We start from the raw sequence: 23,261 nt of genomic DNA on the forward strand, positions 1-23,261 counted from the left end.
AAGATACGGGGGAGAAAATGGGAATGATTACAAAAGTAATAACAAAAAGAAATTGGGGAATCGCGATAAACATTGGAGAGATTAATGAAGCCTCTCTTATAGAAGAGGGATTTATTCATTGTTCATTATTAGATCAAGCTTTAAAGGTTGCTCAAAAACATTTCAGCCATGAAGAAGATGTTTTATTACTTACAATTGATTCATCCCTGTTAAAAGCAGAAATAAAATATGAACTTGCTTCTAACGGGCAAAAATATCCGCATGTATACGGAGTAATCAACGTTGATGCAATTGTAGATGTTGTCCCATTTCCTAAAGAAACAGTAGAGTTTATATTACCAGATATACATAGTTAAAAGTATTATTGGTATTTATATTTGCTAGCAAAGCACAAATCATATCGTTTGTGCTTTTTATTGTATATTTTTTTGAAAAATCATTGTTTTTGTCACACTAATACTGTACGATACATAGTATAAAACACATACTGTATGACATATAGTAATGGAAATGAGGTGGGTGAATGGATACTTTATTAAATTCATTAATTACTGAGCTAAGGAGAGGGACATTGACATTAGCGGTTTTAAGTCAACTAAGAACGCCGCAATATGGATATTCGCTTGTCCAATTATTGGAGCAATCAGGAATCATGATAGATCAAAGTACCTTATATCCACTACTTCGCCGATTAGAAAAGCAGGAGCTAGTGACGAGTAGTTGGGATAAAACGGAGAGTAGGCCTCGTAAGTATTATGTTTTAAGTGAATATGGATTAGAGATATTTTTACAATTGAAAAAGGAGTGGATAAAGGATTCGAAAGAACTTTATAACTTATTAAAGGAGGAGGACGAGAATGAGTTTGATTGATATTTACGTCCATGAAGTTGCGAAGAGATTACCTGAAAAAAATCGTGAAGATATTACACTTGAACTACGGTCAACAATAGAGGATATGTTACCAGACGATTATAATGAGGATGATGTGAAGAGCGTTCTTGAAAAATTGGGAAGTCCAGTTTCATTGGCTAATGGGTATTTGGATAGACCGATGCATTTAATTGGACCACGTTATTTTGATGGATATACGACATTATTAAAAATGATTATACCAATTGCAGCTGTTATTGCACTCATTTCAATGGTTGCAGAAAATCTTATAGGCTATAGTGGTGATCAAGCGGTATTAAATGTTATTTTAAAATTGATAGGTAAAGGCATTGGAGAAATTTTCGAAGTGGGCCTTCATGTATTTTTCTGGTTGACACTTGTATTTGTTATTTTAGAAAGAACGGATAAAGACAAAGATACCCAACCGTTGACGACAAGTTTTAGAAAATGGACGCCAGATGATTTGAAAAATATTTCGTATATCCCGAAGAAGAAAGCAATCTCAAAGTTTGAAGTTTTTGGAGGTTTGATGTGGACCGCAGTTTGGGCTACACTTTACTTTTATGCGAATCATCTCGTTGGCGTATATAATGGTACAGCAAATGGGCTGAAGTTTGTCGCACCAACTTTTAATCAAGATGTTTTACTTCAATATTGGCCAATTGTTGTGATTATGATCGTTTTCGAAATAGGTATATCTCTTTATAAGTTAGTACAGGGACAATGGACGAAAAGGTTGGCAATTGGGAATGCAATTCTTCAAATAACCGGAACAATAGTATTCATTGTAATTGTATTAAATCCGCATTTATTTAACGAAGGGTTTATTGCGTATGTGTCAAATGTGTTTACTATTTCTCCAGAGGAATTTAAAACGTGGTTAATCGGCGGTGGAATTTTCTTTTACACGTTGTCTGCTGCGATAAATATATTTGATGGTTTCCGAAAAGCTAGTATTCGTGTGTGGAAATAAATCAGAAATTTCGGTAAAATAAAACTGTTAAAAAGATAGTGAAAGAAGATAAACATTATGAAAGGAAGAAAACAATGATAAGGGAAGCAACTAAAAGAGATTTAGCATATATTTTAGATATTTATAATGATGCGATACTTTATACAACAGCTGTATATGCGTATAAACCTGTAACCCTTGAAAATAGAATAGATTGGTATGAACAAAAAAAGGCTGATAGCTATCCAATTTTCGTATACGAACTAGATAATAAAGTAGTAGGATTTGCGACATTTGGTCCATTTAGAGCGTGGCCTGCCTATAAATATTCAATTGAACATTCTGTGTATGTTGATAAGGAATATAGAAAAAATGGAATTGGATCCTCTTTAATGGAAGAATTAATCACAATTGCAAAGAAAAGAGGATATATGACCTTAATTGCAGGAATTGATGCGGAAAACAAGATAAGTATTGCCTTGCATCAAAATTATGGATTTGTTCATGCAGGAACAATAAAAAAAGCTGGTTATAAGTTTAATAGATGGCTAGATTTAGCTTTTTATCAATTGGAGCTTAACGGGCCTGAAAATCCTATAGAAGAATAGAAGTTTTTCGTGAAAATTTATCCCGCATTAACGGGCAGTAAAACTCCCACTGATTAAAGTTTCACTTTATGTTTTTTAGGTAGCAAGGAGTAATTCATGCTACCTTTTTCTTATTGTAATAACAAATATAATCTGCCAAAAAAGGTTTTATATATTATATATTGAATTATTAGAAGGGGATATAACGATGTGAAAAGAGGAATGGAAATGGAAACTGTCATTCAAAAAATGAAAGAGATACAATTTGGTCATGTAGGAGTAGCTATTTATTCTACAAAAAACGAACGTATAGTTGCTTCATATAATGGTGAATTATATATTCCTTTAGCATCGGCAGCCAAAGTAGTAATTGGATTTGTAGCAGCACAAATGGTGAAGGAAAATAAATGTAATTGGAATGATATACTTCATCACATTAAATTTAATCCACATGAAGATAGTGCACAGTTATCTCCTCATTTACAAGGAAGAGCTACATTAACACATAGTAAAGCGGTAGAAGTGATGATAGCTTGTCACGACAGTTATATTGCTCAGTCAATTGTTATGCATTGCGGAGGATGGGATACTGTCAGAGAATATGTTTCAACATACTTTTCGAAGATTCATATACAAGAAAACCCTAGAGATGAGCAAAATGTCGAAGAGTTAAATCAAGTTCTTTCACTTTTAGTATATGTTTTTCAAGGTTATAAATCAGAATCAGAATTATGGGAACCAATTATAAATGGAATGGTAAGACAACAAGGAGAGTATGAAGGAATACCGTATTATCATTTAGCGCATATGACAGGTGGATTACCCACAGCTACAATAAATATTGGTATAATAGGAATGTTTCATGAATTTCCGTTTCTTTATGTTATTGGGGGAAATGATTTACCTAATCGATTTGATAATAAAGAGGTTGATGAAACCATTACTTCAGCTTTGAAGTACATATACAAAGAATATAGTAAAAGCACATACTATGGGGTGAGCGGTTGAAAAGAAATTTAAAAACATCAACGATCATCATTTTAATTGTAACAATTATTGCTTTGGAAGTTGGAATCGCACTATATGATCGTACTTTGTCATTAGATACGATTTACTTTGCAGCGATTCTTATTTGTATTGTATTGCTTTTTGGCACACGTGTTTCTGAAGAGAAAGAAAGTACATCGAAACAGCGACGAAGAAAAACTGCTCTTATATTTTGGCCATCTATTTTATTATTAATTGTTAGTTTTGCAGTTATCAGTTATGTAAGAACAGGGTATGTCTCTGTACCAGGAATGATTGGTTTTTCATGTTTTGTTACATATGGCGGATTTGTATTCATTAGTCTATTAAAGAGAAGAAATAAAAATTAATTGTAGCTTACTAAGTTGAAGGGACGATATAAATATGAAACGCATAGAGAATGGTACTCGCATTGAAGGAGAATACATAAAAAATAAAGTAATTCAATATAACATGTCTATCTTAACAGATGAAGTAAAACAGCCGATGGAACAAGTAAGTTTTGTAGTGAAAGATGAGGAAGGAAAAATTTTCGGTGGCGTAACAGGAACGATGTATTTTTATCACCTACATATCGATTTTTTATGGGTTGATGAATCAGTTCGCCACGATGGATACGGCAGTCAATTGTTACATAAAATCGAAGAAATTGCGAAGGAAAAAGGATGTAGACTCATATTACTAGATTCATTTAGTTTCCAAGCACCAGAATTTTATAAAAAGCACGGATACCGGGAATATGGTGTCGTTGAAGATCACCCGAAAGGGCATAGTCAACACTTTTTAGAAAAGAGATTATAATAATATTATGTATACTAGTTGATGGGAGAAAGAATATGTACACGTATAAATTACAACATGAACAACCAATCTGTGCAGAAAAAATAAAGAAGCTTTACGATTCTGTCGGTTGGTGGCCAGAAAGAAAAGAAATCGATATTGAAAAAATGTTAAAGAATAGTATAGTAATTGGTGTATGGAAAGAAAATGAGTTAATTGCATTTGCTAGAGTCGTTTCTGATGGTGTTTTTCGAGCATATATTGAAGATGTTGTCGTACATGAGAATGTAAGAAACAAAGGTATTGGTGAAAAGATGCTTACAATGTTATTGAAACAGATTTCTCATATTGATATTGTTAGTCTATTTTGCGGAGAGAAACTAATAAAGTTTTATGGTGAACAGCAATTTAAAGCGACAAAGCAGATTGTAATGCATCGTAATCAAATAGTGAAAGAATAAGAGGTGCCAGTAAGAATGAATGCAACGAGAGCATATTGTTTATCGAAAAGAAAAGCGACGGAAGATTCTCCAGATGGCTGGAGTGCAACATGTATGAGGATCAATAATAAAATATTTGCGATAGTGAATCATGAAGAAGGTGAAAAAGCTGCGATTACATTAAAATGTGATCCAGAACTTGCCTTGCGAATAAGAGAAGATTATCCGGAAACAATTATTCCTGGATATCATATGAATAAAAAACATTGGAATACAGTGTATATACATAAGGATGTAGAACAAGAACAAATTAATAAAATGATTGATTGGTCGTATGATTTAGTACTACAATCGTTTTCAAAGAAAAAGCAGCAAGAGTTATTGGATTAATATGTATTAGGGGTGGATGTAATGCAAGAATCGATCAAAGATACGTATGATAAATTAGCGAGTACATATAAAGAAAATCTAGATTTGGTAAATCCATATAATAGTTATTATGAAAGACCTGCGATGATGGAGATTATTCCAAAGAAACTAGAAGGGAAGAGAATACTAGATGCTGGATGTGCAGCTGGATGGTATACTTCTCAATTCGTAGGAAGAGGAGCTAACGTTACAGCAATTGACGTAAGTTCTGAAATGGTAAAAGCCGCAAAGGAAAGTACAGGTGATAAAGCAACGTTTCTTTGTCATGACCTTCAAGAAACATTACCATTTGAAGATAATGCTTTTGATATGATTGTAAGTTCGCTTACTCTTCATTACTTGCAAAATTGGAGTAATGTATTTCAAGAGTTTCATCGCGTCCTTAAACCAGGTGGTTTATTTGTGTATTCCGTTCATCACCCATTTATGGATTTTACAAAGTTTCCGTGTGAAGATTATTTTAAAACGCAATTGCTAGTAGATACTTGGCGGAAACCCAACATTACAATTGAAGTAAGTTTCTTTAGAAGGTCACTTCAAGATATTATAAATGAAACAACGAGTAATTTTGTATTAGAAGAGTTAGTCGAGCCGAAACCGATTGAAAAGATGAAGGAAGTAGATGAAAAGTCATATTATTATTTAAACACTAACCCGCATTTCCTTATTATAAAAGCGAAGAATACAAAGTGAAACCGTATATAAATAGCTAGTAAAATGATTATATTTTACTAGCTATTTGCAGTTTTACATTATATATTAGGAGATTTTGAAATGAATACGAAACGAAATAGATTACTATATGCAATGTTTACTATAGTTGTTATTATTTTAGGTCTTAGTTCAAGAAAGTTTGCTTTTGTGTTACCTGATTTATTAAATGATTACTTAGGTGATGCTTTATGGGCACTAATGATTTTCACGGGATTTGGTTTCTTATTTCCTAAAATAGAAACGAAGAAATTAGCTTTTATTAGTTTGATATTTTGCTACGGGATTGAAATTAGCCAATTGTACCATGTACCTTGGATTGATAATATTCGTGCAACGATTTTAGGTGGTCTCGTATTAGGCTATGGATTTTTGTGGAGTGACTTAGTGGCTTATACAATTGGTGTTGGAGCGGGAATGCTTTTTGAGTTTATATTATGGAAGAAATAAGAGAGTTAAAAAGGAGTATTTGTATATGGAGGATATTTTAGAAATTGCAAAGTATTGGTTTCAAGATGAAAATCTCGCAGCTACTGTAATTCAACCGAAAGTAACAGAAATTCATTGTAATAATAAAACGTATATTTTAAAAGAAAAAGGATCCATCAAGCAGCTTCTAAATGAATTAAATGTATTGGAGCAGCTGTATGAAAAAGGAATTAAGGTACAAAGAGTAGTAGAAACGGAAAATGACGAAAAGTATGTATTATATAAAGAAAAATATTATTGCTTATATGAGTATTTTGCCGGAAGTGTTTTAGAAATAAAAGATACGAACAAGCTGACAGGGCTAGCAAGCACAATTGGAGAAGAAATAGCTACTCTACATAAAGCACTAAATTCAATGGATAGTGCTAACGAGCTAATAAAAAGGGATTTGTATAAAGTGGTATACGGATGGGCTTTACCGATTTTAGAAAAGCATGAGCATGTTCATCAGGATGTAATTCAAAAAATGGATCAAATACATACAGCTTTCAAAGAAACGGCGCACTTATTACCGAAACAAATTATTCATCGTGATATGCACTTATCGAATATTATCTTTCAAGACAATGAATTTCAAGGGTTTATAGATTTTGAGCTTTTAGAAAGCAATGTAAGAGTATTCGATTTATGCTATTGTTGTACGAGTATTTTGAGTGAGTTATATAGTAATGAAAGCCTAAGAGGGAAATGGTTTCAAATCGTAAGCAAAATCTTTGAAGGATATTATAAGCAAAAAATTTTAACGAGAGCAGAACTACAATCCATTTGGTATGTCATGCTTTCTATTCAAGTTATATTTATTACTTATTTTGTTCAGTTACCAGATTTATTAAAGGTGAATGAAGAAATGTTCTTCTGGATTTTTGCTAATAAGAAAGATATTGAAGAATCTATAGAAAGGACCATACTAATATGAAAAAAATAATATTAATTGGTTCTGGTGGTTCAGGAAAATCTACATTAGCTAAGCAGTTAGGAAATAAACTAAATATTAAGGTGTATCATCTGGATGCACTATTTTGGAAACCGAATTGGCAAGGTGTTCCGAGAGACGAACAAATAACAGTTCAAAACAACTTAATTAAAGATGAGAAGTGGATTATTGATGGGAATTACGGCGGGACAATGGATATAAGAATTAACGCAGCTGATACAATCATCTTTCTTGATATTCATAGAACGATTTGTATTTATCGTGCTTTTAAAAGAATTGTACAATATCGAAATAAAACAAGACCGGACATGGGTGCTGGATGTGAAGAAAGGTTTGACTTACAATTCTTCAAATGGATATGGGAGTATCCTAAGACGAAAAGACCTTCAATTTTCAAAAGACTAAATCAATTAAGTCAGGATAAAGAAATTATTATTTTAAAATCTCCAAATGAAGTTCAGCGATTTTTAAAAGAAGTGCAGCAAGTATAAACTTATGCACTAAAAGAGTAAATTTTGTTCCATTTTAAAATGGAGGGGATAACATTGAATGAAATCATTCGCTCGATTGATTCTTATATGGTAAAAATTCCAGCAGGAGAGGTGGTATTAAGAGATGATCGAATAAAAAAAGAATGGCAAGTTCAAATTAAACCATTTCTTCTTGCAAAGTATGTTGTAACGATGGAAACATATTATGCTATTACGAATAGTACAGCAAATGATTATAAAGATAATCATAAACCAGTTGTAAATATTTCATGGAATGATGCAATTGCTTTTTGTAATTTACTTTCTAAAAAATCGGGATTAACAGAGTATTATTCTATTAGTAATGACGGCCAAAAAGTTAGTTGTAATGTAGAGTCCAACGGTTACCGATTACCTTCTGAGGCAGAGTGGCAATACGCATGTAAAGCAGGTACAACGGGATATACGTATGGGGAACTTCAGAAAATAGCATGGTATAATGAAAATTCAAGTGGACGAATTCATGACGTCGGTAAAAAAGAGCCGAATACATGGGGACTTTACGATATGTTAGGGAACGTTTGGGAATGGTGCTATGATTTGTATGATGAAAAAGTGTATGGGCCGTACAGAATTTTTCGTGGCGGTAGTTGGGCTGAAGCTGCTAGAGGTTGCGGCGCTACTTGTCGCCGTCGTAGCCATCCTACATTTCATATAGATGATCTCGGTTTTAGGATTGCTAAGTCAATTTAGCAGGAAAATGATACATATAACAAAGCAAAAGGTATGGAGAGTACTCATAATAACAACATAGAAATGATTTAACTTAAGGAGTGTTTATAATGACGCGTGTTTTATTCATTAACGCTGGATCAGAAGGACATATAAACCCAACATTGAAAGTTGTAGAGGAACTGATTTCCCGCGGTGAAGAGGTCGTTTATTTTTCAATAGAAGCTTTCAGGGAGCGTATTGAGAAGACAGGTGCTACGGTACGAACAATTGATGATCAAAAATTTTTACAAGCTTTTCTTTCCGGTGGCCGAAATTATTTGCATGAAAGAATAAATGGTCTATTACATACAGCGGATGTTGTAATACCTAGTGTTCTAGAACAAATAGAAGGAGAACACTTTGATTACATGATTCATGATTCCATGTTTGGCTCGGGCCATTTAATTGCTCAAATTCTTAAGCTTCCAGCAATAAATTCGTGTACATCTTTTGCACAGGATGAAACATCGTTTAATAAAATGTTAGAACATCTTTCGCAAAACATACCAGCAGAAATTCACCATAAAATAAACGATGATTTTCATAACTTAGTAACAAATATTCAAGATAAATATGACGTTGAAATTAAAACACCGTATGATATCTTTTGTAACCCAGCACCATTAGCTATTGTTTATACAACAAAGGAGTTCCAACCTTTTAGTAATACGTTTGATGAAAGTTTCAAATTTGTAGGACCATCTATTTCTGCACCAATAGTAAAAGATAGCTTTGATTTTAATTTAATGAAAGAGAATAGCCCGATTTATATTTCATTAGGTACTGTTTTTAATGAAGCAATTGATTTTTATAAACTTTGTTTTAAAGCATTCGAAAATAGTGAGCATACAATTGTAATGGCTATTGGGAATAAAACGAAAATAAGTGATTTGGGGGATATTCCGAAAAACTTCATTGTGAAAAATTATGTACCACAAACTGAACTTCTAACATATACGAAATTATTTATTACACACGGCGGGATGAATAGTACGCATGAAGGATTATATAACGGGGTTCCACTAGTTGTAATTCCGCAAAGTGCAGATCAGCCAGTAATTGCAAAGCAAGTAGCAGATCTTGGAGCAGGTGTTAAGTTACATATGAAAGAATTAACTGCAAGTCAGTTACGTGAAACAGCAGATTATGTGTTAGAAGATTCATCTTTCCATAAAGCTGTTGCGAATGTGAAGGACTCCTTCCGAAAGTCAGGTGGGTATGAGCAAGCTGTTGATGAGATTTTAAAGTTTAAAAGTAAATACGATATTTAATTCGAAACTTAAATTTATATAAAAACAAGTGTCTATATTACATGGTATAGGCATTTTTTGTTAATATATATTAACAGTTTCATGTTATATAAAGTGGTGCTCCCCATCCTTAAGTTGATGGATGGGGAGCACCACTTTTTCGAATGAAAAGAAGAAATTTCTTAATATTAAGATATAAACTTAAATTTCTATGATTGTTCCGTATTACGCTTTATAATGATAAAATGGTATTTTGTGGTTATAAAATTGTATTATCCTATTGAAACACTATTTGAATTAAATAATATAAAGGAGTAATTAGAATATGGAAGAGGAAAATAATTTTTCAATTAAGAAAATGTGGAAGATAACTAATCCTTCTAAAATTCATTTTATCTCAGGATTAGTATTATCTATTGTTTCAAGTGTAATTTCATTGATAATACCTTTATTAATAAAAGATATAATGGATGAACTTTCGAAAGGTATATCTTTTGGTTTAATAAGTCAAATTTCTATTTTATTAATTTTGGAAATAATTTTTTCAGCTTTTTCTCTTTATCTACTATCTAAAGTAGGGGAAGAAATAGTGAAAAACTTGCGTGATAAACTTTGGGAGAAGTTTTTGAAATTACCTGTAAAATATTACAACGATAATAAATCTGGTGAGATGGTAAGTAGAATAACTAGTGATACTACTGCAATAGTGAATATTATTTCATCTGAAATTGTTGATTTAATCACGAGTTGTATAACATTAATACTTTCTTTAATTATTTTATTTACGTTAGATGTTCCAATGACATTGGTGTTGATTTTAGTAGTACCGATAACCCTTTTTATTGTAATTCCTTTGGGAGAAAAGGTATATGATCTTTCTTTTCAAGAACAAAATAAAATGTCTCAGTTGACGGCTTATTTATCACAAACTCTTTCTGAAATAAAGCTTGTGAAATCTTATAATACTGAATTGAAAGAAGCGGAAAATGGCAAAAAACATTTTGAGTTTCTTTATAAGAATGGAATAAAGAGGGCTAAAATTAATTCTATATTGACTCCAGTTTTAGGGACATTTACTACTTTAGTTTTAATTGGTGTAATAGGTTTTGGTGCTTGGAGGGTAGATCAAGGTTTTATTAGTTCTGGTGAGTTAGTAGCATTTTTATTGTATTTGTTTCAAATTATGTCTCCTTTTATACAAATGAATCATTTTTTAACGAGTTTTCAAGAGGCAAAAGGATCTATGAAAAGATTATTTGAAATTTTAGAAGAAGAAGAGGAAGTTCAAGTTGTTACTAAAACATGTATTGAATCTCCAACACAATTAGAGTTTAAAGATGTTTATTTTAGATATGATGAAAAAGAGAATGTTATTGAGGATATTTCTTTTAAAATTAAGAAAGGTTCTTTAACAGCACTAGTTGGACCAAGTGGTTCTGGAAAAAGTACGGTATTTTCGTTAATAGAAAGATTTTATGATCCAACTAATGGAGATATTTTATTAGATGATGTATCTTATAAAAATATACATGTAGAAGAATGGAGACAGAAATTTAGTTATGTTTCGCAAGATACTCCAATTTTTTCAGGTACAATTAGGGATAACATTTTATATGGGAAAAATGATAAGGTTACAGATGATAAATTGATAGAAATTGCAACATTTGCAAATGCACATGAATTTATTGTTGATTTATCGGATGGGTATAATACGCAGGTAGGAGAAAGAGGTAATCAACTTTCAGGTGGACAAAAACAACGTATTGCAATAGCTAGAGCTTTAATGCGTGATGCTGATTTCCTGTTATTAGATGAGGCTACAGCAAATCTAGATTCTGATTCAGAAAAACAAGTACAAAAGGCTATAAATACATTAATTCACAAACAAACAACTTTTGTAATAGCTCATAGGCTGTCTACTATTATACATGCTGATCAAATTATTGTATTAGAGGATGGTAGAATTACAGGATTTGGAACTCATGATGAGTTATTAAGTAATCATGAATATTATCAAAAAGTTATTAAACAGCAATTCGAAATAAAATAATTTACAAATTGATGCAAGTTTAATGAGGAAATTAAAAATCCATTACGGTGAAGAATATGATAAGTTTTATGAAACAAACGAATAGGATACAGAAAGGGTATTATATGAATCCATAATGTAGATTCATATAATACCCTTTTTATTACGCCAATACTTTTGTCATAAGAATATGAGGAATGCCATCTTCCATAAATACATCAGAAGAAGTTTGATAGCCTAATTTTTTATAAAATCCTTCAGCTTGTGTTTGACCGTGTAGTTTAACTTTATTTGCTTCTTTGTTACATGCAATTTCTTCTAGTGCTTGAATGATTACTTTACCTAATCCGTATTTACGGAAGTCTTTTAAAATACAAATTCTTTCTAGTTTACCAACACCGTCAACAAATCGTATGCGGCCAGTTCCTACAGGAAGCTCATTATGAAAAACTAAAATATGTTTACATTCTTCACCAATTTGGTCAAATGTATCGAATTCGTCTTCAAGAGGAACACCTAGTTCTTTTACAAATACTTCTTTTCGAATGTGAAAGGCAGTTTCTAAATCTGTAAGTTCTGTTATGAGTTTGGATTGCAAATTGTTCAGTCCTTTCTAGTGTGATATGAATGTGTTTTCATAGTATATCATACAGTATCGTTATAAAAGGAAAAAGAAAAACTGACTTTCAAAAGTCAGCCTTTAAAATTCCTTTATGCCGTTTTCTGTTCCGATGATTGCTTTGCTCGTCATATTTATAAATAATCCTGTTTCGACTACACCAGTAATCATCTTTAATTCTTTATGTGTTTCATTTGGATTTAATATTTTATTTGGAAAGATACAATCAATAATTAAATTACCGTTATCGGTTATAAATGGTCCAGCACCTTTCATACGCAAATGTGTATTGCACCTTAAAGTTTGAATTCGTTTTTCAGTTTGTTTCCATGAAAAGGGGGTGATTTCAATGGGAAGTGGAAATCCTCCTAAATGAGTAACGATTTTCGATTCATCAGCAATAATTATTAGTTCTTTAGAGGAGGAAGCAACAATTTTTTCACGAAGTAATGCACCACCACCGCCTTTTATAAGCTGTAAATCAGAATCAATCTCATCAGCTCCATCGATTGTAAGATCAAGAGTTTGTATGTCGTTTAAAGAAATTAATGGGATGGATAGTTGCTTTGCTAATGCTTCAGTTTCCTTTGATGTCGGTACAGCTTGAATGGTTAAACCTTCTTGTACACGTTTTCCTAATTTTTGCATCGTCCAAAATACTGTAGAACCTGTACCAAGCCCAACCTTCATTCCATCTTTTACAAAGCCAGCAGCGTATTCACCGGCGAGCTGTTTTAAATTCATCGCTTTACTCCGCCGGACGTGGTCCAGCATCAAGGCCTGAATTTTCGACTGTAAGTACCGGACGAACGACTATATCTTTATGTACACGCATTTGACACGATAAGCGTAAATGATCTTCAATTCCTTTTTCCGTAATCGCGCTTTTTTCATTAGTGTCTGCTTCACAAAAATCACCGGCTATAATTTCTACTCTACAAGTTGTGCAACGAGCTTTCCCGCCGCAACGATGAAGTATGTGTACACCGTTATCTTCAATTGCTAATACTAACTTTGTACCTTCCTTTACATCAAAAGTTCCAGTACCTTCAATTGTTAATTTTGGCAAATTTGTTCCTCCTCACGTAAAATTGTACATAACATATTTATGACCGCGAATTCTTGAACATAAACATTATTTTTTTATTAGCCCCGTAACTTTTTTATTTATTCAATCGTTTATTAAGTAAGCGCTGAAAAGGAGTGGTTATTTTGTGCACAAAAGTAACTCGGATTTTAAAGAATCATATCGATATGAATCATTCAAATATAAATTTTTTAATTGAGAATTATGCGGAGTTAAAAAGATATTGTACATTTTTAACGAAAAACAAATGGGATGGCGAAGATCTCGCCCAAGAAACAGTGTGTAAAGTTCTTCAAAAATATAGTAATAAAGAAATTTGTAGAACGCTTCTCTATAAAATAGCTAGAAACCGTTGGCTAGATCAAGTGAAGGTAAAATCAGTTCAAGAGAAAATGGAAGAGCAAAGTACATTTGAAGAACCGCATGAAAAAATTGCAGATTTGCATGAAATGGTAGGGAAAGTAGTATCTTCATTAAATGTACAACAATCCGCAATTTTATTATTAAAGGATGTTTTTCAATATAGTATCGCTGATATCGCTAAAGTATGTTCTGTATCAGAAGGAGCAGTGAAAGCTTCTTTATTTAGGAGTAGAAATAGGCTGAAAACTGTTAGTGAAGAAGGGACTGAGATAGTCGAATACACAGATGATATTGAAATTGTAGTAACGTCTATTCGTGAAGAAAGGCCGGAATTGTTAACTAAGCTTCTTCCAACAATAGATTTTACTAAGTTACCAACTAAACAGCCAGTCTTATTATTCAGTGCGAAAAGCCCTTCTTCCTACAGTTGTATGCTTTGCGCGGCATAACAATTATTGGAGGGATTAAACATGAATACAATTCCATACGTCGTAGAACAAACGAAATTAGGAGAGCGTTCTTATGATATATATTCGAGGTTATTAAAAGACCGCATTATTATTATTGGCTCAGAAATTAATGATCAAATTGCGAGCAGTGTAGTAGCACAATTATTATTTTTAGAAGCGGAAGATGCAGAGAAAGACATATATTTATACATCAATAGCCCAGGCGGATCAACGACAGCAGGTTTTGCAATATTAGATACGATGAATCTTATTAAGCCAGATGTGCAAACACTTTGTATGGGATTTGCAGCATCATTTGGTGCATTGTTACTCTTATCAGGTGCAAAAGGAAAACGATTTGCGTTGCCAAACAGTGAAATTATGATTCATCAGCCGCTTGGTGGTGCGCAAGGGCAGGCAACTGAAATCGAAATAACAGCAAAAAGAATATTAAAGTTAAAGCATGATATTAATAAAATGATTGCAGATAAAACAGGCCAACCAATTGAAAGAGTAGCACATGATACAGAAAGAGATTATTTTATGACGGCAGAAGAGGCGAAGGAATATGGAATTGTAGATGATGTCGTTACGAAAAAATAACATAAAGTAGGCTAGAGATTATATTTTATTCTCTAGCCTACTTTTTTAATCTTTTACCCATTCATCGACTAACGATTGATTCTTTTTTATCCATTTTCGAGCAGCTTCTTCCGGATCTTTCGTTTTATTTAGCATGACCATTAAAGTACCTAGTTGTTCATCGTTCATTTTCCATTGATCAAAGTATTTCACAATATCCGGATGATCTTTTTCGAAACCTTTGCGAACGGAGTAATAAATGTCATCTTTTTCACCATATACTTTCTTAGGGTCTTCTAAATATTTTAAGTCAAATTCTGAAAAGCCCCAATGTGGGTTCCAAAGCGTAACAGCGATTGGTTTCTTTTTCGTATATGCCTTTTTTAATTCGCTCATCATTGCAGCTTCTGAAGATTGGACAAGTTTTAATTTTATATCATATGCCTTCATTGCTTTATCCGTTAAATTCATAAGGCTACTACCCGGTTCAATCCCAACAATTTTATTATCTAGCTCATCTTTATGTGCGTTTAAATCTTCTATGCTGTTTATGTTTTTCATATAAGAAGGGACGACCAAACCAAGACCAGTGCCTTCATACCATTTTGATTTTAAGACAATGTCATCTTTATAACGATTATTTAGCGGTTTATCAGTAACAGGCAGCCATACTTCTAAATTAGCATCAACATCACCACGGGCGACGCCAGTCCATATCGCAGCTTTTTCTAAATACATGAGTTCAACTTTATAGCCTTTTTCTTCTAATAAAACTTTCCACATATTTGCGGTTGCGATATTTTCTTTCCAACTTGTTACACCAAGTTTAATTTTTCCTTTCGAATTTGCATTTGTTGCATTACATGAAGTGAAAATCATAGTAATAAATAATGCAAGGCATATAAGCCATATTTTCTTTCGCATCGAAAACCTCCTAAGTAACGTTTGCCTTTTTAAATAAATGTATAAGTAAGCATTCTTATTATGAACGGAAATGAGAATTTTAAAGAAAGCTTATGAATGTAATTTTTATGTAATATTTCTTTGTAAAATCGCAACACTATATGAATAGATGGGTAGAAAAGGAGTAGTGACATGGATAATACAAAGGTGCGTGTTGAAAACGTAACAAAAGTATTTGGGAAACACCCTCAAAGGGCAGTTGCTTTATTAAAGGAAGGAAAAAGTAAATCTGAAATATTAAAAGAAACAGGAATGAACGTTGGGGTGAAAAAGGCGACGTTTGAAGTATATACGGGAGAGATTTTTGTCATTATGGGTTTATCCGGTAGTGGAAAATCTACGTTAGTTCGAATGCTAAATCAATTAATTAAACCGACAGCAGGGCATATATACATAGATGGTGAAGACATCGCAACGATGGGAAAAGAAGAATTGCGAAGAGTAAGAAGGACGAAAATGAGTATGGTTTTTCAGAAGTTTGCTTTATTTCCGCACCGTACAGTGATACAAAACGTTGCGTACGGGTTAGAAATCCAAGGAGTTCCAGTAGAGGAACGAGAAAATAAGGCGTTAGAATCGTTGAAGTTAGTAGGACTCGATCATCATAAAGATAATTACCCAAGTCAACTTAGTGGTGGTATGCAGCAGCGTGTTGGAATCGCAAGGGCACTAACGAATAATCCAGATGTATTACTAATGGACGAGTCATTTAGTGCATTAGATCCACTAATTCGAAAAGAAATGCAAGATGAATTGTTAGAGCTACAAGATAAAATGGAAAAAACAATTATATTTATTACACACGATTTAGATGAAGCGCTTCGAATTGGAGATCGTATCGCATTAATGAAAGATGGAGAAATCGTTCAAATTGGAACGCCGGAAGAAATTATGATGAGTCCTGCCAATGAATTTGTAGAGAAGTTCGTTGCGGATGTGAATTTAGGAAAAGTAATTACGGCGGAATCTATATTAAAACGACCGGAGACTTTATTAATTGACCGTGGACCGCGTGTAGCACTTCAAATTATGAGGAATGCGGGTGTTTCTACAGTATATGTTGTAAACAAAAAGTATGAGTTCTTAGGTATATTAACAGCAGACGATGCGAGCAAGGCGGTACAAAAGCAGTGGCCAATTGCTGATTTATTACTTAACGATATTCCGCACGTTTATTTAGATACTTTACTTGAGGAAACGTATGCAAAAATGGCGGAGATGAAATATCCGTTACCCGTAATTGATGAGAAGAAAAGGCTAAGAGGAATTATTAAACGTGAAAGTGTCATTCAAGCTCTTGCAGGAAACATTGAGGAAGAGGTGAAGGACGATGAATAATATTCCGCGTATTCCATTAGGCGAATGGGTTGATTCATTTGTTGCAAGTTTATATGAGCACTTTGAAGGGCTGTTCCGAGGATTCTCATATATTATCGGTGGATTCGTTGATTTACTCACTAATTTTTTAACAATAATACCAGCCATATTGATGATTATTATCCTATGTTTCCTCATTTGGTACACAACGAGGAAATTATCTTTAGTCATTTTTACGCTCATCGGATTATTATTTATTTTAAATATTAACTACTGGGCACAAACGATGCAAACATTAGCACTCGTACTTACGTCCGTTATTATTTCAATTATTGTCGGAATTCCAATTGGTATTTTAGCATCTCAAAATGAGCGTTTCTCAAAATTTTTAAAACCGACATTAGATTTTATGCAAACAATGCCGGCCTTCGTTTATTTAATACCAGCCATTACATTTTTTGGTGTAGGCGTTGTTCCTGGTATTATTGCTTCCGTTATTTTTGCAATGCCGCCGACAATTCGCTTTACAGACCTAGGGATTAGACAAGTTCCAGAAGATTTAATTGAAGCAGCGAATGCATTTGGATCCACAGCATCACAAAAACTATTTAAAGTACAATTACCACTCGCAACCGGAACGATCATGGCTGGAGTGAACCAAAGTATTATGCTTTCGTTATCAATGGTTGTAACAGCATCACTCGTAGGAGCACCAGGACTTGGAGTTGATGTTTACCGTTCTGTTACACAAGTAAATATTGGAATGGGATTTGAAGCGGGACTAGCCATTGTTGTCATTGCGATTATATTAGACCGCATTACACAAGGATTTCATCAAAAAAGAAGATAAAAAGAAAACACACTTTATTATACAAAGTGTGTTTTTTTGTTTGAAAAGATCACATACGGACAATAACAGAATCGCCAGCTGGTGCACAAACTTGATTTTGCTGTTGTTCCATTGATTTTATTAAATGATTGTTTTCTTCGATTAAGCAGATTAACTTAGCTAATTGGCTTTCAAGGCTTGCGATGCGATGCATCATATATTGAGAATCATGATGCAATGTATTTCTTACTGGATGGGGGGAGTAAGCATATTGTTGATTTATATTTGGATTCCAATGAGGATACATTTGAATCGTTCCTCCTTCAATAAATTACTGATTTTTCTTATAGTAAATGCCTATGTATATGTAATGGTGACTTGAAAATTCCTTCAAACGAAGAGGATTATGTAGGTGAAATGGAAAAGTAATAAAGTACATTTTTTGAAATTTTTAAGCGGAATAGGAAATATATTAGGAGACAGCAACGTTCATGTAAATGGATATTATATGGGGAGAAATTATGAGAGGAGATGCTATTTTGGCTAATAATAAAAAAAGAAATGACGCAATGGCAATCGGTGTCGCTATAGGCATTGTAATCGGTGTAGTTCCTGGTTTATTTGTTGATAATTTAGTAATCGGAATTGCGATTGGAATAGTAATTGGTATCGGGATTACAGTTTTGAAGAAGTAATGAGTTGTAAATTTTAAGTATGAAATTTGATGGAATCGTATATATGATTTTAAGGGGAGAATTGTAAAGTTAAGTGAGTGAATTTTCGGAATATAAAACCTGTTTTTCCTTTTTTTATGATATTATATATGAAAAGGATGGTGATAAATATGTCCATAAACAATCAAGCAGAAAAAAACTGCTTCATTTGCGAAAAACATAAAGGAAACATTATAGTTCCAGGCGGTGCTATTTATGAAGATGCTCTCATATACGTTGGACATGTCCATTGGGAGAAGGAAGAAACTTACCTTGGCTACATAATGATTGATATAAAGAGACATGTACCTGGTCTTGCTGAATTAAATGAAGATGAGGCAAAAGCATTCGGACTTATATCAAGTAGAGTAAGTAAAGCGCTAAAAGAAAGCGAAGATGCAGAACATATTTACACCTTTATTTCAGGAAACGGTGTACCACATATGCATATGCACATCATACCGCGTTACCCGAATACACCAAAAGAGTTTTGGTCACCAACTGAAGTAGCAAATTGGACTGGCGCACCATATGGTGACGCGGAGGAAATAAAAAAACTATGCGAAAGAATACGAGAGTATATGGTAAATGAGTATGCATACAACAAATAATACACAATATTCATGGGTTGGAAATACGGAAATGTGTTTAGGGGAAATCTCAGTTAAGCAATATGGTGACATTGTACTTGGTAAATACGGCGGGAATATGAGTGCTGGGGCGAAAAAGAATGAAGACGGTGCATTAGTTTGGTCAAATGGTGATTGGGAATTCGCCGTTATATTAGACGGACATAATAGTGCAGAAAGTGTTGATTTAGTAGTACATACAATCGACAAAGAATATGAAAATATAAAAGTAATTATGAATGAACCGATTGAAACAGTATTTCGATCTGTTGAAAATCATATACTTACAATTTTTCAATCCTCCTCATTTAAAGAAAAGTGCAAAAGAGTAAAAGGTGAAACAGCTTGCTTAATATGTGTAAGAAAAGAAAATTACATATGGTGGCTATCTATTGGAGATTGTCTAGTTTATGTATTTCATGAAGAGTTACATAAATTAGGGCAAAATACATTAAATCAACGTCATTTTTACGAATGGATTGGTAATGTAAATACATTTGATTTACCTGTACCTTGCTATTCATCAGGGATTCGTGAATTACGTACTGGTAACAATCGAATTGTAATGGTAACAGATGGTGTATTGGAATGTGGAGAACGACGATATGAAACACCTGTAAATTTGTATAATGCTATGAATAGAAATGATAAAACACTTAAAGAAAATATTCACAATGTTTTAGAACACGTGCATCATCAGTTGGGACGTGATAGTGCGACAATTATTAGTTGGGATGTTGAAAATAAAGGAAATGCTACGTATCCTAGTGATCAGCCGGAGAAAATCCAAACGATTAAGTAAAGGAGGATACCTCTCTGTTTCATGTGAAAGTCATTGTATTAGTTTTATGGATCTTATTCTTAGCTGTTTTAGAAAATATAGTGAGAAAAAAGCTGAATATACCGAAACAAAAAGGATGGAATAATAAATATGTGAACAAGTCTCATAAATGGGGAAACAGAATTATTATTTTTTCTTATATAGTGTTTATTATTATATGTTCTTCTCTTTCAAACCCCCTATACATGGGCTGTCTACCTTTTCTGTTTTTAATTACGTTATATAGTTTTGATGCATATATGGAATGGAAATATGACAGGGAATCGAGGGAGTTCTTGATGTCCTTAGGTGGGGCTGCATCGTTAATGATAACAGGGCTGATTTTATATTTTCTTATTTAATACGTATTAATTACAGCCCTATGGCAATGTCATATAATGAGCAATTAAAGGGAGAGAAGAAATGAAAAGCCCTCGATTACGTGCAGAAGCAATGATTTTAAATGAAGATCATTCTAAAGTACTAGTACAATGTGACGAGAACGAATCATTTTATCGTTTTCCAGGTGGATCTATTGAATTTGGTGAAACGTCAAAAGAAGCAATAATTCGAGAGTTAATGGAAGAATACGATTTGAAGGTTGATGTTCAAGAGTTAGCAATTGTAAATGAGCACATTTTTGAGTAGAACAACGAAAAAGGTCATTACTGTACATTGATACATTGGGGAACTGTTGAAGAGATGGTTATAAATGAAATAAAGCATAAAGAACATGAGAATATTATTTTAATATGGAAAAGTATAGAGGAATTAAAGGAGAAACCTACATACCCTGAAGGGATTGTAAGTTATTTAGAAGAGAACAACTGTAATATCGTCCACTTTATTTTAAATAATTCAATGAAGTAATAGGAGGAATGGAAATGAGAACCTATACGTTTTGGATTATAATTTTTGGTTTTTGTATAGCTGTCTATTTTTTTGATAAGTTTTTAAGAAAAAAATTGAATATGTCAAAGAGAGGTTTTTGGGGATATAATAAATATGTAAATAGCTTACATGAAAAATTGGAAATAGGACTGCTTTTTGTTTATTTAATAACTAGTTTTATTTACATCTTTAAATTCGAAAGCACTAATATTTGGTTTATCATTTTCACTTATTTAGGGGTTACGTGGATCTTAAGGACATGGATGGAATGGAAGTATGATAGAGAATCGAAAGAATATATATTTTCGATAATTGGATTATTTGCATTTATTTTGATGACTTCGATGCTATTTTACTTCGTTCCACCTGCTGCATAACGATATAATTATTGATGTAAGAAGTATAAGGGGATGGATTAGGTTGGATTTAAACGTGATTTTAGAATGGATTCATGAAAAATGTGAAGAGCAATCACTTATAATAATAGGTATCGATGGTACGATTAATGCGATAACTAATTGATAAGCAACCATTTATCTATGTGTAAATGGTTGCTTATCATGTGTATGAAGTTTGACTCTCGTAATTTAATCATTGATTTTAGTCAATATGGATTTAATGAAATTTGTTTTATCTTCTGCATACTTATGTTTATCATTAGGATTAACTTTTGAAAGTTGAATCTTTAACTGTTCATACTGCATACGAGAAGTTTTATTGTCTCTTAAGTAATCTCTGAATTTTAATTGTTCCATTAAATATTTATTCCCTTGTTCATACATATGAATTTGATGAGTTCTTGGCTCACCTCTATTGAAATAATACCTTTCGGGTAATACATCTTTTCTATATTCATAATTTAATTGTTCTAGCTTTTCAATACATTCTATACCATTTGCAAAGTCATTTAATTCGATTGCAATATCAATAATAGGCTTTGCGCTTAAATGTGGAATGGATGTACTTCCGATATGGTGTATTGCCATTATGTATTCGCCAATTTGTTCCTCGATTAATTGCTTCTCTTTTAAAAATTCAAATTTCCATTCTCCGGTCCAAGGAACTAAAAAAACTTTACCATGAGGTAAACCTAGCATTTGATTAACGTCTCCTTCGTAAATACTATTTAAAGAAAGTTACATCTTCTTAAAACTCCTCAAAACAAGATACTCCCACAATCTCCAAGGAAGGAGTTTCTTCGCAAAGATCATAAATTTTACACCTTTTCCAATTGGATATCGTAAAGTAGTACGCTTTGCTTCCGCAATTTCAACTATTTTATTAGCGACATCTATCGGATTACCAAATGTTTCGCTGCCGTTATTAATATGTTTTTGTATTTTTTCCATATACTCTTTGTAAGGAGAGGTTGTATCAGATTGGTTTTCAGCTAGTTGTTTACCAACTTCCCATATGTTCGTGCTATAAGAACCAGGTTCAAGTAATGCAACGTCTATTCCGAAAGGTTTTACTTCTAAGCGAAGGGATTCACTCCAGCCTTCTAATGCATATTTTGAAGAAACATAAGGAGATAGACCAGGAAATCCAACTTGGCCGCTAATGCTGCTTATATTAATGATTTTTCCGCTTTTCTGTTTTCTCATATATGGTAAGACAAGTTGAGTGATTGATATAGCTCCAAAAAGATTTGTTTCAAATTGTTTACGGTATTCCTCTATTGGGATTTCTTCTATAAAGCCCCCATTTGCATATCCTGCATTATTTATAAGTAGGTCTACTCTGTTTATTTCTTTTAAAAATAATTGGAAGTTATGTATAGAATTTTGATCTGTTACATCTAATTGTTGTACTTGTATATATTGTTGTAAGTTGAGTTTAGTAGCTTGAGATATTAAGTCTACTTGTTTTTCAAGATTTCGCATTGTAGCAATGACTAAATAGTCCTTTTTTGCGAGTTCAAGTGTAGTTAATAGTCCGAATCCACTTGATGCCCCTGTAATAATTGCAATTTTTTTATTCATTGTTCGCTCGCTTTCTTTTTCTTTTATCATAACGAGTTATAGGAAGAAAATCTATTAATCATACGTGTAGTTTCTATACATATATTCGTTTGGATAGAAATTTGTATTATTTCTATATTCTATGAGATTATTTATGGGTAAAGTGCTTTCGGATTCTTTATTTGCATAAGTATGAAAATGGTTTTAAAAAAGGGAATTGTGTGGACTCAGCGTATATAGAGAAGTAAGTATTATATAAGCTAATGAAATGAGGG

At 32.8% G+C, this 23,261-nt stretch carries 32 protein-coding genes and 1 pseudogene; 26 read left to right on the plus strand and 7 right to left on the minus strand.

Features of this window, described 5'->3' with window-relative positions; genetic code table 11:
* Positions 1 to 23: 23 nt before the first annotated feature.
* The 16 genes from MR071_RS04195 (at position 24) to MR071_RS04270 (ending at position 11,784) form a co-directional block, all read left to right on the plus strand.
* Complete coding sequence (locus tag MR071_RS04195; RefSeq protein ID WP_242235116.1) at positions 24 to 356, plus strand: DUF952 domain-containing protein; 333 nt, start codon at positions 24 to 26, stop codon at positions 354 to 356.
* 167 nt (positions 357 to 523) lie between these two features.
* Positions 524 to 871, plus strand: coding sequence for a PadR family transcriptional regulator (locus MR071_RS04200; RefSeq protein ID WP_002085093.1), 348 nt, complete (start codon positions 524 to 526; stop codon positions 869 to 871).
* The gene (locus MR071_RS04205; RefSeq protein ID WP_242235118.1) at positions 858 to 1,865 is read left to right on the plus strand and encodes an HAAS signaling domain-containing protein; all 1,008 of its coding nucleotides are present in this window, start codon (positions 858 to 860) and stop codon (positions 1,863 to 1,865) included. Before MR071_RS04200 ends, MR071_RS04205 begins: the two co-directional genes overlap by 14 nt.
* A 74-nt stretch (positions 1,866 to 1,939) precedes the next feature.
* Positions 1,940 to 2,452: a GNAT family N-acetyltransferase gene (locus MR071_RS04210; RefSeq protein ID WP_242235120.1), complete on the plus strand. Its 513-nt coding sequence runs from the start codon at positions 1,940 to 1,942 to the stop codon at positions 2,450 to 2,452.
* Between the two features lie 207 nt (positions 2,453 to 2,659).
* The gene (locus MR071_RS04215) at positions 2,660 to 3,439 is read left to right on the plus strand and encodes a serine hydrolase (RefSeq protein WP_242235188.1); all 780 of its coding nucleotides are present in this window, start codon (positions 2,660 to 2,662) and stop codon (positions 3,437 to 3,439) included.
* Entirely contained in the window at positions 3,436 to 3,807 is a 372-nt protein-coding gene (locus MR071_RS04220) for a hypothetical protein (RefSeq protein WP_242235122.1), read from the plus strand. Before MR071_RS04215 ends, MR071_RS04220 begins: the two co-directional genes overlap by 4 nt.
* Before the next feature lie 34 nt (positions 3,808 to 3,841).
* Positions 3,842 to 4,258 (plus strand): GNAT family N-acetyltransferase, encoded by a 417-nt coding sequence (locus MR071_RS04225; RefSeq protein WP_242235124.1) that lies wholly within the window; start codon positions 3,842 to 3,844, stop codon positions 4,256 to 4,258.
* Between the two features lie 35 nt (positions 4,259 to 4,293).
* A complete protein-coding gene (locus MR071_RS04230) occupies positions 4,294 to 4,698 on the plus strand; it encodes a GNAT family N-acetyltransferase (RefSeq protein WP_242235127.1) in 405 nt (134 codons plus the stop codon).
* 15 nt (positions 4,699 to 4,713) lie between these two features.
* On the plus strand, positions 4,714 to 5,067 hold the full coding sequence (locus tag MR071_RS04235) for an MmcQ/YjbR family DNA-binding protein (protein ID WP_113770865.1): 354 nt from the start codon (positions 4,714 to 4,716) through the stop codon (positions 5,065 to 5,067).
* Positions 5,068 to 5,088: 21 nt separating this feature from the next.
* Positions 5,089 to 5,799, plus strand: coding sequence for a class I SAM-dependent methyltransferase (locus MR071_RS04240; RefSeq protein WP_242235129.1), 711 nt, complete (start codon positions 5,089 to 5,091; stop codon positions 5,797 to 5,799).
* Positions 5,800 to 5,880: 81 nt separating this feature from the next.
* Entirely contained in the window at positions 5,881 to 6,267 is a 387-nt protein-coding gene (locus tag MR071_RS04245; RefSeq protein ID WP_242235130.1) for a ribosomal maturation YjgA family protein, read from the plus strand.
* Positions 6,268 to 6,292: 25 nt separating this feature from the next.
* On the plus strand, positions 6,293 to 7,222 hold the full coding sequence (locus MR071_RS04250) for a phosphotransferase enzyme family protein (RefSeq protein ID WP_242235132.1): 930 nt from the start codon (positions 6,293 to 6,295) through the stop codon (positions 7,220 to 7,222).
* Positions 7,219 to 7,731 (plus strand): DNA topology modulation protein, encoded by a 513-nt coding sequence (locus tag MR071_RS04255; protein ID WP_105584921.1) that lies wholly within the window; start codon positions 7,219 to 7,221, stop codon positions 7,729 to 7,731. Before MR071_RS04250 ends, MR071_RS04255 begins: the two co-directional genes overlap by 4 nt.
* 54 nt (positions 7,732 to 7,785) lie before the next feature.
* Positions 7,786 to 8,463 carry a formylglycine-generating enzyme family protein gene (locus MR071_RS04260; RefSeq protein WP_242235134.1) on the plus strand — a complete coding sequence of 226 codons (678 nt, stop codon included), beginning with the start codon at positions 7,786 to 7,788 and terminating at the stop codon, positions 8,461 to 8,463.
* 89 nt (positions 8,464 to 8,552) lie between these two features.
* Positions 8,553 to 9,755: a macrolide family glycosyltransferase gene (locus MR071_RS04265; RefSeq protein ID WP_242235135.1), complete on the plus strand. Its 1,203-nt coding sequence runs from the start codon at positions 8,553 to 8,555 to the stop codon at positions 9,753 to 9,755.
* Between the two features lie 304 nt (positions 9,756 to 10,059).
* The gene (locus MR071_RS04270; protein WP_242235137.1) at positions 10,060 to 11,784 is read left to right on the plus strand and encodes an ABC transporter ATP-binding protein; all 1,725 of its coding nucleotides are present in this window, start codon (positions 10,060 to 10,062) and stop codon (positions 11,782 to 11,784) included.
* A 142-nt stretch (positions 11,785 to 11,926) separates the two neighbouring features.
* On the opposite strand, the gene MR071_RS04275 is transcribed toward MR071_RS04270, so the two are convergent.
* From MR071_RS04275 to MR071_RS04285, 3 genes are all read right to left on the minus strand, one after another.
* Positions 11,927 to 12,361, minus strand: a complete 435-nt coding sequence (locus MR071_RS04275) for a GNAT family N-acetyltransferase (RefSeq protein ID WP_242235139.1) — start codon at positions 12,359 to 12,361, stop codon at positions 11,927 to 11,929.
* Positions 12,362 to 12,463: 102 nt separating this feature from the next.
* Entirely contained in the window at positions 12,464 to 13,126 is a 663-nt protein-coding gene (gene rpiA, locus MR071_RS04280) for a ribose 5-phosphate isomerase A (RefSeq protein ID WP_105584916.1), read from the minus strand.
* 4 nt (positions 13,127 to 13,130) lie between these two features.
* Positions 13,131 to 13,451 (minus strand): 2Fe-2S iron-sulfur cluster-binding protein, encoded by a 321-nt coding sequence (locus MR071_RS04285; protein ID WP_105584915.1) that lies wholly within the window; start codon positions 13,449 to 13,451, stop codon positions 13,131 to 13,133.
* A 143-nt stretch (positions 13,452 to 13,594) separates the two neighbouring features.
* On the opposite strand from MR071_RS04285, the gene MR071_RS04290 reads away from it, so the two are divergent.
* Together MR071_RS04290 and clpP are read left to right on the plus strand one after the other, a co-directional pair.
* A complete protein-coding gene (locus MR071_RS04290; RefSeq protein ID WP_242235141.1) occupies positions 13,595 to 14,281 on the plus strand; it encodes an RNA polymerase subunit sigma-70 in 687 nt (228 codons plus the stop codon).
* Positions 14,282 to 14,302: 21 nt separating this feature from the next.
* Complete coding sequence (gene clpP, locus MR071_RS04295) at positions 14,303 to 14,884, plus strand: ATP-dependent Clp endopeptidase proteolytic subunit ClpP (protein ID WP_242235143.1); 582 nt, start codon at positions 14,303 to 14,305, stop codon at positions 14,882 to 14,884.
* Positions 14,885 to 14,929: 45 nt separating this feature from the next.
* Here the strand turns inward: clpP and MR071_RS04300 are convergent, their stop codons facing one another.
* A complete protein-coding gene (locus tag MR071_RS04300) occupies positions 14,930 to 15,787 on the minus strand; it encodes a glycine betaine ABC transporter substrate-binding protein (protein WP_242235145.1) in 858 nt (285 codons plus the stop codon).
* Between the two features lie 171 nt (positions 15,788 to 15,958).
* Here MR071_RS04300 and MR071_RS04305 point away from each other — a divergent pair, with 171 nt between their 5' ends.
* Positions 15,959 to 17,164, plus strand: a complete 1,206-nt coding sequence (locus MR071_RS04305; RefSeq protein WP_105584911.1) for a quaternary amine ABC transporter ATP-binding protein — start codon at positions 15,959 to 15,961, stop codon at positions 17,162 to 17,164.
* Positions 17,157 to 17,993, plus strand: coding sequence for an ABC transporter permease (locus MR071_RS04310; protein ID WP_098266583.1), 837 nt, complete (start codon positions 17,157 to 17,159; stop codon positions 17,991 to 17,993). Before MR071_RS04305 ends, MR071_RS04310 begins: the two co-directional genes overlap by 8 nt.
* A 49-nt stretch (positions 17,994 to 18,042) precedes the next feature.
* Here the strand turns inward: MR071_RS04310 and MR071_RS04315 are convergent, their stop codons facing one another.
* Positions 18,043 to 18,279 carry a hypothetical protein gene (locus MR071_RS04315; RefSeq protein WP_242235148.1) on the minus strand — a complete coding sequence of 79 codons (237 nt, stop codon included), beginning with the start codon at positions 18,277 to 18,279 and terminating at the stop codon, positions 18,043 to 18,045.
* A 214-nt stretch (positions 18,280 to 18,493) separates the two neighbouring features.
* On the opposite strand from MR071_RS04315, the gene MR071_RS04320 reads away from it, so the two are divergent.
* From MR071_RS04320 to MR071_RS04345, 6 genes and pseudogenes are all read left to right on the plus strand, one after another.
* A complete protein-coding gene (locus MR071_RS04320) occupies positions 18,494 to 18,667 on the plus strand; it encodes a glycine zipper domain-containing protein (RefSeq protein WP_105585138.1) in 174 nt (57 codons plus the stop codon).
* Positions 18,668 to 18,795: 128 nt separating this feature from the next.
* Positions 18,796 to 19,296, plus strand: coding sequence for an HIT family protein (locus MR071_RS04325; RefSeq protein WP_242235150.1), 501 nt, complete (start codon positions 18,796 to 18,798; stop codon positions 19,294 to 19,296).
* Complete coding sequence (locus MR071_RS04330) at positions 19,274 to 20,116, plus strand: PP2C family serine/threonine-protein phosphatase (protein ID WP_242235152.1); 843 nt, start codon at positions 19,274 to 19,276, stop codon at positions 20,114 to 20,116. Before MR071_RS04325 ends, MR071_RS04330 begins: the two co-directional genes overlap by 23 nt.
* A 23-nt stretch (positions 20,117 to 20,139) precedes the next feature.
* Positions 20,140 to 20,496, plus strand: coding sequence for a DUF4181 domain-containing protein (locus tag MR071_RS04335; RefSeq protein ID WP_242235155.1), 357 nt, complete (start codon positions 20,140 to 20,142; stop codon positions 20,494 to 20,496).
* 61 nt (positions 20,497 to 20,557) lie between these two features.
* Positions 20,558 to 21,004 (plus strand): annotated as a pseudogene (locus MR071_RS04340) (NUDIX domain-containing protein).
* A gap of 14 nt (positions 21,005 to 21,018) precedes the next feature.
* A complete protein-coding gene (locus MR071_RS04345; RefSeq protein ID WP_242235157.1) occupies positions 21,019 to 21,402 on the plus strand; it encodes a DUF4181 domain-containing protein in 384 nt (127 codons plus the stop codon).
* A gap of 210 nt (positions 21,403 to 21,612) precedes the next feature.
* Here the strand turns inward: MR071_RS04345 and MR071_RS04350 are convergent, their stop codons facing one another.
* Both MR071_RS04350 and MR071_RS04355 read right to left on the minus strand, forming a co-directional pair.
* A complete protein-coding gene (locus MR071_RS04350; protein ID WP_242235158.1) occupies positions 21,613 to 22,122 on the minus strand; it encodes a GrpB family protein in 510 nt (169 codons plus the stop codon).
* 39 nt (positions 22,123 to 22,161) lie between these two features.
* A complete protein-coding gene (locus MR071_RS04355) occupies positions 22,162 to 23,007 on the minus strand; it encodes an oxidoreductase (protein ID WP_242235160.1) in 846 nt (281 codons plus the stop codon).
* Positions 23,008 to 23,261 lie beyond the last annotated feature (254 nt).

The sequence above is a fragment of the Bacillus cereus group sp. BfR-BA-01316 genome (assembly GCF_022664195.1).
GTDB lineage: Bacteria > Bacillota > Bacilli > Bacillales > Bacillaceae_G > Bacillus_A.